This is a genomic window from Corallococcus terminator (assembly GCF_003611635.1).
GTDB lineage: Bacteria > Myxococcota > Myxococcia > Myxococcales > Myxococcaceae > Corallococcus > Corallococcus terminator.
Genome location: NZ_RAVZ01000018.1, coordinates 16,889 through 33,422, shown reverse-complemented (window position 1 = coordinate 33,422; position 16,534 = coordinate 16,889). Strand labels below are relative to the sequence as shown.

Below are 16,534 nucleotides of genomic sequence, written 5' to 3'. Positions count from 1 at the left end.
GGGTACGCCGCGACTCGTCGGCAGACATCCCGGAGCATGGCGGTGCTCCCTGAGAGGGTTCACCCGAACCCAATGCCCTGGCGGACTGTTTACAAGGGAACAGAACCTGATTTAGCTTCCCGCGAAATGCTGCGTGCGCGAGTCGTTCGTTTGTTCGTGCTGGCGGCGATCCTCGCGTTGCCTGGAATTGCCCGCGCGCAGATCGTGGTCGGCCTCTATCCAGTCCAGGGAAACATCGAGCCAGGGGTCCGCACGGATGCGGAAGGGCTCATCGCTTCGGGGGTCCGCGCCAGCAACCGGCGGCAGGGGCTGCTCGTCCTGCGCGGCCCCGTGCCCCTGAAGGCCACGTGTGAGCCCAAGGCCACGACGGAGTGCCTGGCAGGGCTTTCGCGCAAGGGCGCCATCATCTACGCCGAAGCGACGGTGGTGGACGGGGTGGCCTCCGTCACGATGTCGGCCATCACCGACCAGCAACAGCGGACCGCTCCGGTCACGTTCCGCTTCGTCCCCGGCCTCCTGGACCTGCGACCGGCGCACTATGCCGTCGAGCAGCTCGAGAAGGCCCTCACCCACCTGACCCTCCCGTCGCTCGCGGACGTCCCGGTGCCGGAGGTTGCCTCCTCGGCGCCCGCCCCCGTTGTCCGTCCCGAAGTCCTGCCCGAGCCACGGCCCGTCGCGTCCGCGCCGCCAGCCCCCGTGGAAGTCGATCCGCCGGAGGCGAGGGACCCGCTGTCGCTCCAGGATAAGAGCAGTCCGAAGTCGTCCGGATGGATGCGCAAGACGGGCATCTACGCGTCGATTGGCGGCGCGGTCCTGGTCGGCACCGGAGGAGTCTTCGGGCTGCGCAGCAGCAGCCTGAACAACGACCTGTCGCGACGCTACAACGAGGGCCGGCTGGTCCCTGCGGACCGCGCGAAGTACGACCAGGCGAAGACGTCCAGCATGCTCGCGAACACCCTGATGATCGGCGGTGGCGTCGTCGCGCTCACGGGGCTGACCTTGTGGGGCTTGTCGGCCGTGTCCTTCGACTCCGATGGCGACGGCGGCGGAAACATCTACCTGAGAGGCCGTTGGTGATTCGTTCGTTCGCTGTCTGTTTTTCGGTGCTGTTCCTCGCGTGCACGAGCACCTCCGAGGGGCTGTGCGACGATGACTCGGGCTGTCTGCCGGGCCTGCGCTGCGAAGAGGGCGTCTGCATCGGGTGCGCCGACAATGACGGGTGCCAGGCCTGGGAGGACTGCACGGCGGACCGGCGGTGCGAGCTGCGCGCGGGGATGTGCGCGACGCAAAAGCAGTGCAAGGCGTGGGAGGAGTGCGGTGCCGGCCACACCTGCCAGCTCGCGGCGGGCTCCTGCCAGTCGGCGGCGAACTGCAAGGACTACGAGGACTGCGATGGCGCGACGAGGAAGTGCGTCCTCCAGGCGAGCCGGTGCACCACCTCCGACGACTGTGGCGACGGGGAGCTCTGGACACCGACGTGCGGGCAGGACAACCGGTGCGGCAGCACGTCGGTGGGCGGGAACGACGTGCTCCTCTGGGGCACGCTCGACGAGGGCTTCTGTGGCGCTGACGCGATCTCCAGCGTCATGACGCCCACGCGCGTGCAGGCAGGCTTCGGGTGCTACACCCACGGGGATAGCAACGCGTTCGTCTCACCCAGCGGGCGCGTCTACTACCGCGAAGGGGACGGAAACCCGGCTCGGGTGAAGATCTTCGTTCCGGACACCTTCCCGCTCAAGGACAAGACCCGCTCGTATCCCTCGGACGGCCCCAAGAACGATACCCGGCTACCGGCGCCGGAATGCGGCGCCACCCAGGACGTCTGGAATTTCATCATGCAGGCGGGCACCGGCGCCATTGCCTATTCGTGTAGCGGAGACGGCCTCACGTATCACAGACTCGAGGGAGGGGTCGTGGCGACCGGGCATCAGGTGCTCTCGTGGAACGCCTCGGGCCACATGCTCGCCGTCGGAAGCGGCTACGACCTGATCGTGCTCACTCCCGATCAGACAGCCATCCGCATCACGGGGCTGCCGGGCAACCAGTTGGACACCATCGATACGCGCGCACACCCGACGGGCTTCCTGTTGGCCATGCGCCCGACCTCTGGCGTCCAGGAGCTGTGGCATGTCGACAATGCCGGCGTTTCAGAGCGCGTGGGGACCTACGGCGCGCACCCGGAGAACGTCAGCCAGAATGGGGGAGGTGTCCTGGATGCGGCAGGAAACCTCTACGCCAGGTCCAGCCTGACGGATGAGCTGTTCGTCGACGTCATCGTCAGGCGGCCGGCGGACGGCTCCCCCGGCACGATTGTCTACAACGAGAACTCCGCTCCTGGGACGGTGAACGCCGCGGCGAACTTCGAGAGACGTTTCAACTTCATGCACGGCTCGACTCTCTTCACGGGTCCCTGACGGAGCCTGGGATTCGAAGCACGAGGTGCGGGGCTCCAAGGGTCACGCCGGCGCGGGGACGGCCGGCGCTACCCCCTGCGCCGCCGTCACCTTGCGGGTCCGCCACACCAGCGGCGTGAGGGCCCCCACCAGCACGAACACCGCCTGCACCGTGTGCGCGAGCACCGCGATGGACATCGCCTTCGCCGCGGAGGTCCCCATCGCGCCCGCCGCCAGTGAGAACACGCTGTCCGTCACGCCCACCTGCCCCGGCACCAGCGAGCCCATCGCCAGCGCCACCAGGTAGAGCCCCTGGGTGAAGAGCGCCTGCAACACCGTCGCGTCGATGCCCACCGCGTGCGCCAGCACCGCGTACTGCATCACCTGCAACACGCGGCTGCCCAGGAACGCCAGCATCGGCCGCCACGGGCACAGCCCTCCGGCGCACAGCGACGCCTGGAACGACTCCGCGTGCTCGCCCCACTTCCCGCACCGGCGCCGCATCCACGCACCCAGCCGCTTCGCGCGCAGGCCCGCACGCACACCCAGGGACGCCAGCAGCAGCACGAAGCCGTGCACCACCATCGCCACCGTGAACGCGGACCAGCCCGTCATCAGGTAGGACGCCACCGCGCACGGAAAGGAGATGAGCCCTCCGGCCCCCAGCGACGCGGACTGGGACGTGGCCGCCGCCGCCGTCGCCGCCGCCGCCCCCGCGTACGGCGTGAGCAGCGTCGCCTTCGTCGCCTCCGCCGCCGCGCGGCCCGCGGGCGCCATGCTCGACACCGCCGTGCCAATCAGTTGCGCTCGCACCAACACCGACAGCGGCACCTGGCCCGCGCGGGCACCGTAGGACAGACGCGTCGCCGTCGCGTCACAGCCCTGCCGTCCCAGTTCGATGAGCACCACCCAGGGGAGCAGCGGAAGCGCGGCCAGGAGCGTCGCCTTCAGCTCGTGGGCGCCCGCCTTGTTCACCATCGCCGTCAGCATGCCCAGGCCGCCGAGCGCGAAGACGGGCTTGAGCACCGTCAGCAGCCTGCGCTTCCAGACGCCCGGTTCGGTTGCCCGCCCTCCGGGGACCGCCGCCAACGGCCCGGCCAGGGCCCCTTCGTGGTGCACGTTGTTCACACTCGCCCTCCTCGCCCATCCCCACGCGCCCCACCGAGGGGTCCATTTCTGAAGCTGTGCAGCCCCTGCCGCCGTGGCGAGGGCCAACTGTCGACGGTCGCCAGCCTCCCCCAGCCCGCGTTCGGGGGTAGACAGACCCGCGCCCCCGCGGGGCCGGAATGAAGCCTCGGTGGATCAATGCAACGGCCGGCGCGCACCGCGAGTGGGCCTGCTTTGCACGCTCGGCAGCAGGACCGAAGGCGGTTAGGGTGGCGCCGCCTTCAGTCAGGCCTCACGCGGGAGCATGCAATGAAAGCAGTGCGCTTCTCGGCCTTCGGTCCGCCCACGGACGTCGCCCAGGTGGTGGAGGAATCCCCCGCGCCGCTCCAACCCGGCGAGGCGCGGCTGGCCGTCCTGGCCACGCCCATCAACCCCTCTGACCTGCTCACCCTCTCCGGTGAATACGGCGTGCTGCCCAAGCTGCCCGCCACCCCGGGCAACGAAGGCGTGGGCCGCGTGGTGGAGGTGGTGGGCTCCGACGCCGTGGCGGTGGGGGACCTGGTGTTCCTGCCGCTGGGCGCGGGCACCTGGCGCACCCACCTCACCGCGCCCGCAGCGCAACTGTTGCCCGTGCCGCCGGGTTTGGACCTGCTCCAGGCGAGCATGCTGATGGTCAATCCGCCCACCGCGTACCTGATGCTGCGCCAGTTCGTGACGCTCCAGCCCGGGGAGTGGGTGGTGCAGAACGCCGCCAACTCCGCCGTGGGCCGCTACCTCATCACCCTGGCGCAGGTGATGGGATTGAAGACCGTCAACGTGGTGCGCCGCCAGGACCTGGCCGACGAGCTCAAGGGCCAGGGCGCGGACGTGGTGCTGCTGGACACGGATGAGCTGCCCAAGCAGGTGCGCGACGCGACGGGCGGCGCGAAGGTGCGACTGGGCATCGACGCGGTGGGTGGGGAGTCGTCCCGACGGCTGGGCGACTGTCTTTCCACCGGCGGCGTGCTGGTGAACTACGGCGCGATGAGCGGCAAGGGCCCCAAGCTGTCCGCTGCGGCCACCATCTTCAAGGACGTCACCCTGCGCGGCTTCTGGCTGGTGCGCTGGATGCGCAACGCCCCGCGCGAGGAGCAGAACGCCACCTTCGCGCGGCTCGCGGAGCTGATGTCCGTGGGCACGTTGCAGGCGCCCGTGGATGGCACCTTCCCGCTGGAGCGCATCCACGACGCGGTGAAGCGCGCCCAGGAGCCGGGCCGCAACGGGAAGATCATCCTCACCCCCAACCCCGCGGCTTGAAGTCTCGCAGGGCCGCCCCCACGGCATTGAAGGAGCAACGACCATGAAGCGAGTCGAAGGCAAGGTGGTACTGGTGACCGGCGGCGCGGGAGGCCTGGGCGCCGCGTCCGCGCGGATGCTCGCGCGCGAGGGCGCGAAGGTGGTGGTGACCGACCGGCGCGAAGACGAAGCGCGCGCGGTGGCCCAGGAGCTGGGCGACGCGGGATTCTTCGTCGCGCTGGACGTCACCCAGGAGTCCCAGTGGGAGAACGCGATGGCGCGCACGCTGGAGAAGTTCGGCCGGCTGGACGTGCTGGTGAACAACGCGGGCATGGGCATCGTGAAGGACATCGAGACCATGTCGCTGGACGAGTGGCGGCTGGTGCACGCGGTCAACCTGGACGGCGTCTTCCTGGGCTGCAAGCACGGCATCGCCGCGATGCGCAAGAGCAACGCGAAGGGCTCCATCATCAACATCTCCTCCATCGCCGGCATCGTGGGCGTGGGGCAGTTCCCCGCGTACAGCTCCAGCAAGGGCGGCGTGCGCCTGTTGTCCAAGTCCGTGGCGCTGCACTGCGCGGCCAAGGGCTACGGCATCCGGTGCAACTCCGTGCACCCGGGCTATGTGGAGACCGCCATGGTGGAGGCGCTGGCCCAGGCCGGAGGACAGGCGGAGAAGACGCGCGCGCGCATGCTCAAGGGCATCCCCCTGGGCAGCTTCGGTGAGCCCGACGACGTGGCGAACGCGGTGCTCTACCTCGCGTCGGATGAGTCCAAGCTGATGACCGGCGCCGAGGTCATCCTCGACGGCGGCGCCACCGCGCAGTAACGCGGGGCACGGACTTCCACGGGCGCCCGGCTCACGCCCAGGGCGCCTGCAGCAGTTCGGAGAAGCGGATGGCCAGCTCCGGCCGGCCCACCATCATCTGGCCCCACGCGTTCGCCTGCGTGGCCCAGGCGGTGGGCGTCAGTCCCACGACCTCGAAGAGCTTCATCACGTCCGCGCCCCCCTGCAGCGCCTTGAGCATCCGCGCATAGTGCAGGAGCGTGGGCAGCGCCGAGCCCGGGAAGAGCACCTCCCGGTCCAGGGGACGCGCGGGCACCTGGGGCTGGAGGTCCGTCATGAGGCGCCGGGCGTCCGACAGGGCCCGGGCCTGCTGCTGTGCGTGTTCGACGAGCCGGGCGGCCTCCAGCGCTTCGGCGGCGACGCGGGCTTCCTCGGCCCGACGCTGCTGGTCGCGGCGGCGGGACTCCGCCACCTGCCGTTCGATTTCACGCTCGCGCTCGCGCTCCTCGTGCGCGCGGCGGCGGTCCCGGCGCTCGCGCATCATCCGCAGCGCATTGAGCGTGTCGTCCAGGAAGTCGCGGTGGATGTTGGACTCCTCCGGCGGCGAAGGCGTGGTGCGCACGCGCTGCTCGAAGGCGGGCAGGCGCGACTCGAAGTACGCCAGTTCCGCCTCCATCTCCTGGATGTAACGGGGGTCGTCGGACTCCACCGCGCGCAAGAGCGCCCAGGCCCCCTTGGAGACGGAGAGGGACGCGGTGCGCGGGCGCGTGCCCACGATCTCCTCCGCCGCCGCCCAGAGGGCTCGCAACCTGGCGGGCAGGACTTCCAGCGGTGCACCGTCCAGCAGAGGCTCCGCGTGGGGATAGAGGCCCACGGGGTCCAGGCGCCACCACATCTGGAAGCGCACCAGGGCGTCGGGCTCCGCCTCGCGCTGCTTCTCCCACAGGCGGTCGCGCCAGCTCGCGAAGGCGGCGAGCAGCAGGCTCCGTTCGGAGGGATGGGATTGGAAGCGCTGCCAGACGGCGTCCACCAGGACCTCGCGTCCGGAGTACGCGCTCCACTGCCGCGCCACACGGGACATGGGCGCCACCAGCAGGTGCTGGCCGGGGCCCTCCCAGACCGCCATCAACAGCCGGGCCGCGTGTTCGACTCCGGAGGCGGGAAGGCGCGCCTGCTCGCGACGCGAGGGGAACATCACCAGGGCTTCCAGCAGGGCCTCACCGCTGTGCGGGTCGCGGGCCCAGTCGTTCAGCCGCCGCTGTTCGTCCACCCCCGCGTGGTGGAGGAAGTGCACGAAGAGGAAGTCCTTGAAGCAGGCGATGCGGTCCTTCTCCATGCCCCGGTCAATCGCATGCACCGTCTCCTCCAGGAAGCTCCACATCGCCTCCGTCTCCTCCTCCTCGGGAGCTTCGGCGTTGTCGCCCGGGGTGGCGGCCCAGCCGAAGAAGTGCAGCGCGGTCTCCGCGGGCAGGTCGCGCAGCACCGAGCGCGCCCAGCGGGCCCAGCGCCGCTGGTTCTCCAGTCCCCAGGCGTGGAAGGACTGCCGCTTCGCGAAGCCCAGCAGCTCGTCCGCGAGCGAGCCGACGGTGCGCACGGACACGGTGAGCAGCGCCTCCAGGGCCCCTTCGGGCGGAGGGAAGGGCAGGTCTCTCAGCACGTCCTGCACGAAGCGCTCATCGCCTTCGCGCTTCAGCCGGGGGAAGAGCAGCGCGGAGCCCCACGCGCTCAGCATGCGCCGGACGAAGGTGACGGTGTCCGCGTCGGGCGAGTCCAGCGCCTGCGCCACCTCCACCTCGTCCCGCAGGCTCAGCGCGCATTCGAAGCGCACGTCCAGGTCGCTGCCGTACAGGCCCTGGTGCAGCGCGGCCAACACGGCGGCGGGGGGCGCGTCCCGGGACACGCGCGTCCAGGCGACCGCGGCGCGCGCGCCGATGTCGGGCACGTCCAGCACGCCCAGGGCCAGCACGCGGATCCGCTCGCGCTCCTCGGGGGTCAGCCGGAGGGGGAAGGCGTTGCGCCAGCGCGTCAGGGCCAGCATCGCCTCCACCGCCACGCGTCCGTCCTGGTGCAGCAGGTAGCGCACCGTGGAGCGCGCGTCCTCCGAGAACGTGCCTTCGTGCACCCACGCGAGCGACGCCATGTTGCTCAGGTCCGCGTCCGGCGCCTTGCTCGACAGGTACGCCAGCGAATCCGGCAGGGGGCTGAAGGGCGCGATGCGTTCGGCGAGGAGGGCTTCGTCCGTGGGCAGTTGGGCCGCCCAGGAGTCCTCCATGTCGCGCGCGAAGCCGCGTTGCAGCAACCGGGACTCGATGCGCCGCGCGTCCTCGATGAGCCACAGCGCCACGCCCCACTGCCGCGCGTAGCGGGCCGCCAGGACCTCCACCTGGGAAGGCTCCAGCGCGGCGGTGCGGGAGGCCAGGGCGAAGCGGTCCACCCCGGACTTCAACAGCTCCCGCGCGGCGCCGTAGCGCTCCGGCGGGACAGGGCCACAGAGGCAGTGCGGGCAGGCGACGTCGGTCGGGATGAAGCGGGTGCATCCGGGGCAGCGCACCTCGGCGCCCCGGCGCACGCCGCTGTCGAGCAGGGCGGACATCCCCCGTGTCTACTCCGGCGGAGGGCCTGCGTGCATCCCAGGGGCCCTGCCAACGCTCGCGGCGGCGGCCGGAGCCTAAGGGTGGGCGACCCGCCGCTCAGGGCAGCGCGTAGACGCGGACGCAATCGATTTCAAACACCGCTGGCATCCTTGCGCCGGAAGTGGCTTCAGGGTTCAGCCACCGCGGACTCAGCGGCCATGGGGGAGACAGCGGCTTCCCGCTCCGCCTTCTCCGTCCACAGCGCCCGGAAGCGCTCTTCGAGCCGCGCGCCCAGCGGCTCCGAGTCCAGGTACAGGCTCGCCTCGTCGTAGCGGGTGAACGAGCTCAACGTCCAGTTGTGGCTGCCCATCACCAGGTGCCTGTCATCCACCAGCACCAGCTTGGAGTGCGTGAGCCGGCTCACAGTATCGTAGCGCACCGGCACCTTCCGGGCCGTCAGTGCCTGGAAGGCCGGCTGGTTGATGATGCGGGAATGATAGACATCCCCCTTCGCGTCCTGGTCCAGGATGACCTTGACGTCCACGCCGCGCTCATGCGCCGCGATGAGCTGTTGCAACAGGCCATGCGTGGGGTATTTCGCATCCACGTACCGGAAGAAGAAGAGGACGACCCGCACGGAGCGCGCCGCCCCTGAGAGCAGTTGCTCCACGAACTCCGGGTACTGGCCGTGCCTCAACAGCACACCCGTCCGGACCGCGCCGGAGGCTTCCTCGGCGTGGACGCGGGCCTGCTCCAGCCGCTCCTGTTCGGTCCGCGCCACGCTCGCCCGCGTGGCCCCCAGACGCCTTGCCACTCCATAGGGATGCTCCCGCGCATCCCGCAGGGCCTCTTCCAGCTCCATCAGCACCTGCGCCACCGGGCCCTGTCCCCGCGCGTGGCGCCACATGAACGAGCCTCCGCTGGCGGCCACCCATTGCACGTACCGGGCGAAGGAGGGCTCCTGGATGAACGCCTCCAGCGCCTCGCTCCGGAACACCGGCGGACGCTCCTCCAGGAGGATCCGCCCGCGAAGCTGCTCCAGCCCCTTCACGCCCAGGCCCTCCACCCGCAGCAGGGACTCCAGCGTGAGGAAGGGGCCATGCGCTCGGCGGTAGCGCACGATGCGCTCCGCCAGCACCCGCCCGAGCCCCGGCAGTCCTTCCAGTTCCTCCGCGCTGGCCGCGTTCACCTCCAGGACGTCCACCCACTCATGCGGAGTCACGAAGGGCAGCGCCGGCGTGTCGGCCTCCTCGCGCACGGGCCTGCTGTAGCGGGCGGACGCGGCACCTGCCTCCAGCGCACGGACGTAACGGTTCATCCGCCGTTGCAGCACCTCCCGGGCGCGGCGCAGGGCGAACTGGCGCGCGACGTCCTCGCCGGGCGCCTCATCCAAGACAAGCTCCCCGCCCTGCGCGCGGCTGAGCTCCACCAGCAGCCCGGTGGCCCGCTCCAGCTCGCCCGGCTCCCACCGCACCTGCTCCGACCAGCCACGCACCATTGGCACGAACCACTCAGGACGCATGGGCTGCCTCCGATTTCCGCGCGCCCTCGGCCCAGAGCCGATCGAAGTCCCGCCCCAGCCCCATCGCGAGCTGCGGCGAGTTCACCGCCAGGGAATCCTCATGGCTCACGTGGAAGGCGGAGTGCGTCCAGTTGTGACTGCCCAGCAACACCCGGTCATCCACGATGACGAACTTGCTGTGGGTGCTCACGTGACGTTCGGAGTGGAAGAGCCGCACCGGCAGGCCCAGCTCCCGCATGTAGAGCGCGGAGGTGGTGTTGGCGATGTGGACCTCCGGCGTGTCCGACACCCCCACCAGCACCCGCACGTCCACGTTGCGCCACCGCGCCTGGGCCAGTTGCTCCACCAGGCCCCGCACCGACCGCAGCGGATCCTTCAACACCCGCGTGTCGATGATGAAGACAGACACCCAGAGCCGCTTGCGCGCCAGCGCGAACCAGCTCGCCGCGAAGGGCGCATAGTCCCCGTCGTGGAGCAGCATGCCTTCAGACACGGGAAAGGCCTCGAAGTTCATGGCGCCTCCGGGGTCAGGGCCGCCAGCCGCTCCCGCAATCCCTGCTCATAGTGGCGGTAGGTGAGGAGCAACCGGCGCGTGAAGTCCTGGTACGCCGCCAGCGCCAGGGAGACCCGTGGCGCCGCCTCCTTCTCCGACGGGGTCTTCGCCTTCGCGGCCTGTTCGGCCTGGAAGACCAGCGCCACCTCCTGCCAGGAGAGCGTCGCGAGCTGTTCGTGGATGAGCAGGCGGTGCTCCTCCAGCAGGTCCTCGATGGCTTCCAGCCGTTCGTATGCAGGGGGCATGGGCATGGGGGACTTCCTCGCTACATGCTGCCTGCTTCATCGAGCAGCAGTTGGAGCATCCGTTCGAAATCCAGCCGTGCCTGGTCCTCCGGGCTGGTGGGCGCGTAGGGGTCGCCGAAGTCGAACAGGTCGATGGACGTGCCGTCGCCTGGCAGGGCGTTGGGGTCGAACTCCGGGTCCAGGTGGAGCATGTCCGCGTAGTTGCCGAGGTTGGGATAGCCCATCAGTGGACCCCCTCCCGTCCGTCTTCGGGCAGGTACGCACTCAGGGTGGCCTCGACGAGTGCCTTCAATTCCTCAGGGGTCCACACCAGGGTGGAAGCACGGAAGAAGCGGCGCGTGACGGGGTCCTCCACCTTCTCCCAGTCATACAGTTGCTCCAACCGGAGCTGGACCAACTGCTCGCGCGTCATCGTCGTCGCCAGCCGACGCAACTGTTCCCTGAGGAGCTGTTCGAAGCGGGGTTGGAGGGGGACCACCAGGAGTTCCATGAAGGGAATCTGGGAGGCGCTCAGGAGGCTTCAAGAGACGGCCCGGAGGAGGCTTCCCTGCCCGGCCCCGCGGGGCACCCAGGCCCGCACCGGCCTGCGAGCGTGCCGAGCGTCCGCTGCCGTGCGTGGACCGAGGTCCTACCCTCTGGTGTGCGCCTTGGGGGCGGAGCAGGCACCCGGGCGCGGAGATTCTCCTTCGGGGGTTCGCATGGAGCGCCTTCTCACCCGCGATGCGCGGATGGCACCGGCACGGGGTGTCTGGCAGGGCACTCGCGCCGCGCCCCGGTGGCTCCACGGCACGCTACCGGGCGCATGGGTCGCGCTCCTCTTCGCATGTCTGTCCTTTACCCCTTCCCTGCTGCCGCGCACCGGGCCCTTCCAGGGCTTCGTCAGCGGTGTCAGCGCGGCCATCGGTTACGGGCTGGGGGTGATGGGCGCCTGGCTGTGGCGCGAGTTCGCCGATCGTCCCGCGAGGACACCGCGCCGTCGCGCGTGGCAGGGCTTCTTCGTGGCGGGCGGCGTGGCGCTGGTTGCCGCGCTGTTGCTGGGCTGGCAATGGCAAAGGCACCTCCGGGAGCTCATGGGGATGTCCCATCCAGGCGGCGTGGGCTACCTGTTCGCGCCCCTCATCGCGGCGGTCGTGTTCTTCCTGCTGCTCTTCGTGGGTCGGGGCCTGCGCGCGGGGTATCGCGGGCTGGCCACGCGACTGTCGCGCCACATCGGGCCTCGCGCTGCCCAGGCGATGAGTGTCCTGGCGGTGGTGGCCCTCACGTTCCTGGTGGCCAGCGGCCTGATGAAGGACGGCCTCATCTCCATGGCGGACCGCACCCTGGCCTTGCAGGACACGACGACCGACGAGGGCGTCGTCGTTCCCCGCACCGCGCTGCGCTCCGGCGGTCCTGGTTCGCTGGTGGAGTGGGAGTCATTGGGACGGGAGGGACGCAACTTCGTGGGACGCGGCCCCACCGTGGACGAGCTCTCCGCGTTCAGCGGCGCGGATGCGAAGGAGCCCATCCGCGTGTACGCGGGCCATGCGTCCGCGGAGGATGCGGAGGGCCGCGCCGAGCTGGCGGTACGGGAGCTGGAACGAACCGGCGGCTTCCAGCGCGCGCACCTGCTGGTCGTCACCACCACGGGCAGCGGTTGGGTGGTGCCCGAGGCCGCGAGCGCCTTCGAGTATGTGACGGCGGGTGACTCCGCCATTGTCGCCACGCAGTACTCACACCTGTGGTCGTGGCTCTCCGTGCTGGTGGACCAGAAGAAGGCGCGCGAGGAGGGCCGCGCGCTCTTCGATGCGGTGTACGAGCGCTGGTCCAGGCTTCCCGAAGGCCAGCGTCCACAACTGAGGGTGTTCGGCGAGAGCCTGGGCTCCTACGGCGGGGAGACGGCGTTCAGCGGCGAGCGCGACCTGGCCAACCGCACCGACGGGGCGCTGTTCGTGGGACCGCCCCACTTCAACACGCTGTTTCGCGAGTTCACCGACCACCGAGACGCTGGCAGCCCGGAGGTGGAGCCCGTCTACCGCGACGGCCGCACCGTGCGCTTCAGCCGGCGGCCGGGCGAGGCCATCCCACCGGCGGACACACCGTGGGGCCCCTCCCGGGTGCTGTACCTCCTCCACCCTTCCGACCCCATCATCTGGTGGAGCCCCGGTCTCATGGTGAAGCGGCCGGACTGGCTGCGCGAGCCCCGGGGCCCGGACGTGCTGGGCGCGATGGTGTGGATCCCCTTCGTCACGTTCTGGCAGGTGACGGCCGACCTGCCCCTGGGCATGAAGGTGCCTCCGGGCTACGGCCACGTGTACACCGGCGAGCACGTGGATGGCTGGGTCGCGCTGCTGCGGCCGGAGGGATGGAGCGCGGACAAGTCCGCGCGCCTGCGCGAGCTGTTGAAACCGGAGCCGTGATGTGACGGGACTGGAAACACCTCGGCCCCGAAGGCGCGTGGGATTCGCGCTTCCGGGGCCGGGGTTCACTCATTCAGACGGTCCACGACGGGCGGCTCAGTACCAATCCCAGTAGTCGAGGAAGATGATGAACGTCGTGCCGTTGGGGCAGTGGTAGATGATGATCAGCGTGTGGTGGTAGCGGGAGAGCTGATCAGGCCGCCCACCGATGAAGTTCGTCTGCCGGAACTGCGCGTCCACCGTGGTGCGCGCGAAGGGCAGCGGCTTCGGCACTTCCACGGAGGAGGTCTGCATCGTCGCGGGCAGACGGGCCACGGCCTTGCCGGACGCGTCGATGACGTCCACCTCGCCGCGGTACTCGCCCACCTGGATGTCCTCGGCGGCCGCACGCGCGCGCAGCTTGTAGTAGCCGGCGGGGATGCCCGCCTGCGGCGCGTCCAGGAAGGTGAAGCCGAAGTCCACGCCTTCGGGCAGCGCGGAGGCGGGGACCTGCTCGAAGCCGGCGATGCTGCTGCCTGCGAACGTCAGGCCGTCCTTCGACACGGTGACGGTCTCTTCCGGGTTGATGTCCACGCCGGCCTTCTTGGCCGCTTCATGCAACTGGGCCCGGGGGTCCGTGCACTCCAGCGTGGGAGCCTTCGGGGCGTCGAGGCGCGGCAGGTACGCCGCCAGTCGCTCACCCGCGACCGCCGTGGTGGAGGTCAGGACCAGCGCCGCGACAAGGGAGAAAGCCTGGACGAACTTTCGAGTCATGGGGGCACCTTCTGGGAAATGACGAGGAGGGAAAGGCGTTCCCGTGGGGGACACGGGAACGCCACTCGTCGTTTCGTGACCGGTGCATCCCAGGTGCCAATCGCAGCTCAGGAGCCCGCCCCAGACGAAGCCGCTTCCGGGGCCGGCAGGCTGTGACAGGAATGGCCACACACAGCGCCGGATTCGTAGCGCATCCCGCTACATGCGGAAGGCCCTGAATCCGGCACCATGACAGACATCAGGGCGTGCGCACTTCCTTCTGGAGGGTGAAGCTCTCCAGGCCGACACCCTGGAGGGTCACTTCACGCAGCGTGCGGGACTTGAGCGCGACGCCCTCGGGCTGGACGGTGACGAGGTCCACCGCGACCGAGAAGGTGCGGTCGGGGAAGCGGACGGGGCGGGGGTTCGGAAAATCCAGGCCCGGCGTGCACGTCTCCCCATTGGGGCCCTCGATGACACTGTGGCCGCTGCTGAACTTGCCGGGGAAGGCCACCAGCCGGGAGGCCTGCGCGCTACCGCCCGGACCCGCGAGGTTCTCCTGGACGGGCTTCACACCGAAGCGTTCGAAGGCCAGCTTCCCGCCGTTGTAGCCCCTCACGGTGTAGGTGGATGCACCGTGGACCGAGGGGTCCACGTAGAGGGCGCCCAGGTCCTCCTCCTTGGAGCGCGCGACGATCACCCGCTCGAGCAGCTCCGGGGCCCCGTCCGGCTGGGTCCCGGTGAAGGTCAGCACCATCTGGCTGTCCCAGTCCGGCTCCAGCGGGCTCAGCCAGGCATCCCAACCCGAGGCGTCCTTCAGGTCGATGCTCACGCCACTCTGCTTGCCATCCGTGCTCTTGACCACGAGCCCCTTGTCCGTGGCGTACAGCTCCGAGGCCTCCAGCGGGCAGTGCTCGATGCCGGAGAACCACGCGCAGCCCTCGCCCTTCGCGTCGCTGGCGATGCCCGGCGTCGCGGCGAGCAGGATTCCGACTCCCAGTCCGAGTCCGAGTGCGTTACGAACGATTGAACCGCGGTTCTTCCATCGCATGGCCATGAGCGTTGCTCCGTGGAGAGGGGGGCACTGCATGGGACAGTGATTGCATCCCGCATGCCGTGCGACGCCTGGGATTGCGCCGGGGTGAAGGCAAACCCGCTGTGTCCGCTGGGACTGTCGTGCTTTGCTGTCAGTGTTTTCCTTTCACAGGAGGCAGCGGTGGGAGCATTGGACGGGAAGATCGCGGTCATCACGGGCGGTGGCACGGGAATCGGTCTGGCGATCGCGGAGCGCTTCGCGAACGAAGGCGCGGAGGTGGTCATCGCCGGACGCCGCCAGCAACGTCTGGAGGACGCGGCGGCGCAGTTGGGGCATGGCGTCCGGGGGGTGGTCACGGACGTGGGCGACGACGCGCAGGTGAAGCGGCTCATTGATTCCGTGCCGCGCGTGGACCTGTTGGTGACGTGCGCCGGGGGCGCCGTGTTCGGAGCGGTGGAGACCGTGCCTTCGAAGGCGTGGAGGGACCTCTTCAGCGACCGGTTCTTCGGCCAGCTCTCCGCCTGCCATTACGCGGTGCCGAAGATGGCCGCGGGCAGCGCCATCATCCTCTGCTCCGGCATCGCCGGACACGCCGCCCTGGTGAACTACTCCGGAGGCGCGGGCCTGTGCGGCGCGGTCAACGCCATGGGCCGCTCGCTTTCGGTCGAACTCGCGCCCAAGGGCATCCGCGTCAACGTCCTGTCTCCGGGACTGACACGCGACACGGCCATCGACTGGGGCGTTCCGCCCGAGCAACTGGGCGCGTTCATGGACTCGCTCGTGAGCAACATCCCGCTCAAGCGTCCGGGCACCGTGCGCGATATGGCGGACGCGGCCTACTTCCTCGCGACGTGCTCCTACGCCACCGGACAGGTCATCGACATCGACGGCGGTTGGACCGCGGTCTGAGCGTTTCCCCGGCGCCTCCGTGCGTTCGGGGGATACGACAGGGCACTCGTGAATTCGTGGTGCCATGACGCACGTGTCCGGAGCCATGGGAGCGCGGCGGAGCGAAGGCTCCGTCTTCAGCTCGGAGAGCCCCTTCTGGCATGGGTGTTGCCTATGGAGCGCGCCACCATGAGGGGGAAGTGACGATGCCGCGTTTCAGTTGGCTGATGCTGTTGTGGCTGGTCCTTCCCGGCGCATCGGCCGGCGCCGGGGAGCCGGTCGAAGACGCACCCCAGACCTCGTCGGACAGGGGCTGGTTCGAGAACCCCACCCGCACGCGCGGCTTGCTGGGTTCGACCGCGCTCCCGCTGCATGCGGGAGAGGGCCTCTTCGGACAGCAGGCGGTGTTCGCCACCGTCGCGGAGGTGGGCCTGAGCGAGCGCGTGTCCTTGAGCGTGGCGTCGGCCTTCCCCGTCTACGCGATGGCCCGGCTCTTCAGCGACATCCCCTTCAGCCTGATGGCGGGTCTCAAGGTCTCGCGGCCCTTGAGCGACAAGCTGCATCTGGCGTTCGGGGTGCAGGGCGGCAGCTTCGACACCGACCTCTACCTGTTGGACACCATCAATGCCGTCGGGGCCTACGGCATCCTCACCTATGGGACGGGCGACGCCCACGTGTCGCTCACGGTCCAACCCTTCGTCGCCTGGGGAAGCTTCCACTCGGGGAGCGTGATGGTGCTGCCCATGCTGGGGGGCTTCGTCCGGCTGGGGGAGCACTGGGGCCTCGCGGGGGAGGTCGCCCTCTCACCAATCAATGGCATCAGCGGCGCGTTCGGCTTCGCGACGGCGGGGGCGCGGTTCATGGGACAGCATTGGTCCCTGGACCTGGGGCTCCTCGCCGAGCAGCAATGGAAGGACACGGACAAGCCCTCCGTGCTTCCCGGGGGCTCGTTCCTGTTTCACTGGCGCTGAGCCGGAGGCCCGGACGGAGCAGACGTGCACCCTGCTCCGCCCGGGGTTGCCCTGAA

16 protein-coding genes are annotated in these 16,534 nt (G+C 69.8%); 7 read left to right on the top strand and 9 right to left on the bottom strand.

All coding sequences use genetic code 11. The features are described 5' to 3' along the window. Positions 1–126 precede the first annotated feature (126 nt). Both D7V88_RS04670 and D7V88_RS04665 read left to right on the top strand, forming a co-directional pair. Complete coding sequence (locus D7V88_RS04670; protein WP_147448610.1) at positions 127–1,077, top strand: hypothetical protein; 951 nt, start codon at positions 127–129, stop codon at positions 1,075–1,077. After that, the gene (locus D7V88_RS04665; protein ID WP_147448609.1) at positions 1,074–2,414 is read left to right on the top strand and encodes a hypothetical protein; all 1,341 of its coding nucleotides are present in this window, start codon (positions 1,074–1,076) and stop codon (positions 2,412–2,414) included. Before D7V88_RS04670 ends, D7V88_RS04665 begins: the two co-directional genes overlap by 4 nt. Before the next feature lie 42 nt (positions 2,415–2,456). Here D7V88_RS04665 and D7V88_RS04660 read toward each other — a convergent pair whose 3' ends face one another. Continuing rightward, positions 2,457–3,521 carry a lysylphosphatidylglycerol synthase domain-containing protein gene (locus tag D7V88_RS04660; RefSeq protein ID WP_208726108.1) on the bottom strand — a complete coding sequence of 355 codons (1,065 nt, stop codon included), beginning with the start codon at positions 3,519–3,521 and terminating at the stop codon, positions 2,457–2,459. Between the two features lie 288 nt (positions 3,522–3,809). Between D7V88_RS04660 and D7V88_RS04655 the strand changes: the two genes are divergently transcribed. Both D7V88_RS04655 and D7V88_RS04650 read left to right on the top strand, forming a co-directional pair. Beyond that, positions 3,810–4,796, top strand: a complete 987-nt coding sequence (locus tag D7V88_RS04655) for a zinc-dependent alcohol dehydrogenase family protein (protein ID WP_120539376.1) — start codon at positions 3,810–3,812, stop codon at positions 4,794–4,796. 43 nt (positions 4,797–4,839) lie between these two features. Next, positions 4,840–5,604 (top strand): glucose 1-dehydrogenase, encoded by a 765-nt coding sequence (locus D7V88_RS04650; RefSeq protein ID WP_120539375.1) that lies wholly within the window; start codon positions 4,840–4,842, stop codon positions 5,602–5,604. A gap of 31 nt (positions 5,605–5,635) precedes the next feature. On the opposite strand, the gene D7V88_RS04645 is transcribed toward D7V88_RS04650, so the two are convergent. The 6 genes from D7V88_RS04645 to D7V88_RS04620 form a co-directional block, all read right to left on the bottom strand. Beyond that, a complete protein-coding gene (locus tag D7V88_RS04645; RefSeq protein ID WP_120539374.1) occupies positions 5,636–8,155 on the bottom strand; it encodes a hypothetical protein in 2,520 nt (839 codons plus the stop codon). 167 nt (positions 8,156–8,322) lie between these two features. Further along, positions 8,323–9,657, bottom strand: coding sequence for a phospholipase D-like domain-containing protein (locus D7V88_RS04640; RefSeq protein WP_120539373.1), 1,335 nt, complete (start codon positions 9,655–9,657; stop codon positions 8,323–8,325). Then, positions 9,647–10,171: a phospholipase D-like domain-containing protein gene (locus tag D7V88_RS04635; protein ID WP_120539372.1), complete on the bottom strand. Its 525-nt coding sequence runs from the start codon at positions 10,169–10,171 to the stop codon at positions 9,647–9,649. The genes D7V88_RS04640 and D7V88_RS04635 overlap by 11 nt, the downstream gene beginning before the upstream one ends. Continuing rightward, positions 10,168–10,461, bottom strand: a complete 294-nt coding sequence (locus D7V88_RS45070) for a hypothetical protein (RefSeq protein ID WP_120539371.1) — start codon at positions 10,459–10,461, stop codon at positions 10,168–10,170. Before D7V88_RS45070 ends, D7V88_RS04635 begins: the two co-directional genes overlap by 4 nt. A gap of 14 nt (positions 10,462–10,475) precedes the next feature. Beyond that, positions 10,476–10,679 (bottom strand): hypothetical protein, encoded by a 204-nt coding sequence (locus D7V88_RS04625; protein WP_120539370.1) that lies wholly within the window; start codon positions 10,677–10,679, stop codon positions 10,476–10,478. Next, on the bottom strand, positions 10,679–10,945 hold the full coding sequence (locus D7V88_RS04620; protein WP_120539369.1) for a hypothetical protein: 267 nt from the start codon (positions 10,943–10,945) through the stop codon (positions 10,679–10,681). Before D7V88_RS04620 ends, D7V88_RS04625 begins: the two co-directional genes overlap by 1 nt. A 208-nt stretch (positions 10,946–11,153) precedes the next feature. Here D7V88_RS04620 and D7V88_RS04615 point away from each other — a divergent pair, with 208 nt between their 5' ends. Beyond that, positions 11,154–12,851 carry an alpha/beta hydrolase gene (locus D7V88_RS04615; protein WP_120539368.1) on the top strand — a complete coding sequence of 566 codons (1,698 nt, stop codon included), beginning with the start codon at positions 11,154–11,156 and terminating at the stop codon, positions 12,849–12,851. 96 nt (positions 12,852–12,947) lie between these two features. Here D7V88_RS04615 and D7V88_RS04610 read toward each other — a convergent pair whose 3' ends face one another. Together D7V88_RS04610 and D7V88_RS04605 are read right to left on the bottom strand one after the other, a co-directional pair. Next, the gene (locus D7V88_RS04610) at positions 12,948–13,604 is read right to left on the bottom strand and encodes a hypothetical protein (RefSeq protein WP_120539367.1); all 657 of its coding nucleotides are present in this window, start codon (positions 13,602–13,604) and stop codon (positions 12,948–12,950) included. A gap of 238 nt (positions 13,605–13,842) precedes the next feature. Next, positions 13,843–14,640 (bottom strand): hypothetical protein, encoded by a 798-nt coding sequence (locus D7V88_RS04605; RefSeq protein WP_120539366.1) that lies wholly within the window; start codon positions 14,638–14,640, stop codon positions 13,843–13,845. 159 nt (positions 14,641–14,799) lie between these two features. On the opposite strand from D7V88_RS04605, the gene D7V88_RS04600 reads away from it, so the two are divergent. Further along, positions 14,800–15,528 carry an SDR family NAD(P)-dependent oxidoreductase gene (locus tag D7V88_RS04600; protein ID WP_120539365.1) on the top strand — a complete coding sequence of 243 codons (729 nt, stop codon included), beginning with the start codon at positions 14,800–14,802 and terminating at the stop codon, positions 15,526–15,528. Positions 15,529–15,713: 185 nt separating this feature from the next. Further along, positions 15,714–16,478, top strand: a complete 765-nt coding sequence (locus tag D7V88_RS04595) for a hypothetical protein (protein WP_244237983.1) — start codon at positions 15,714–15,716, stop codon at positions 16,476–16,478. Positions 16,479–16,534: the final 56 nt, after the last annotated feature.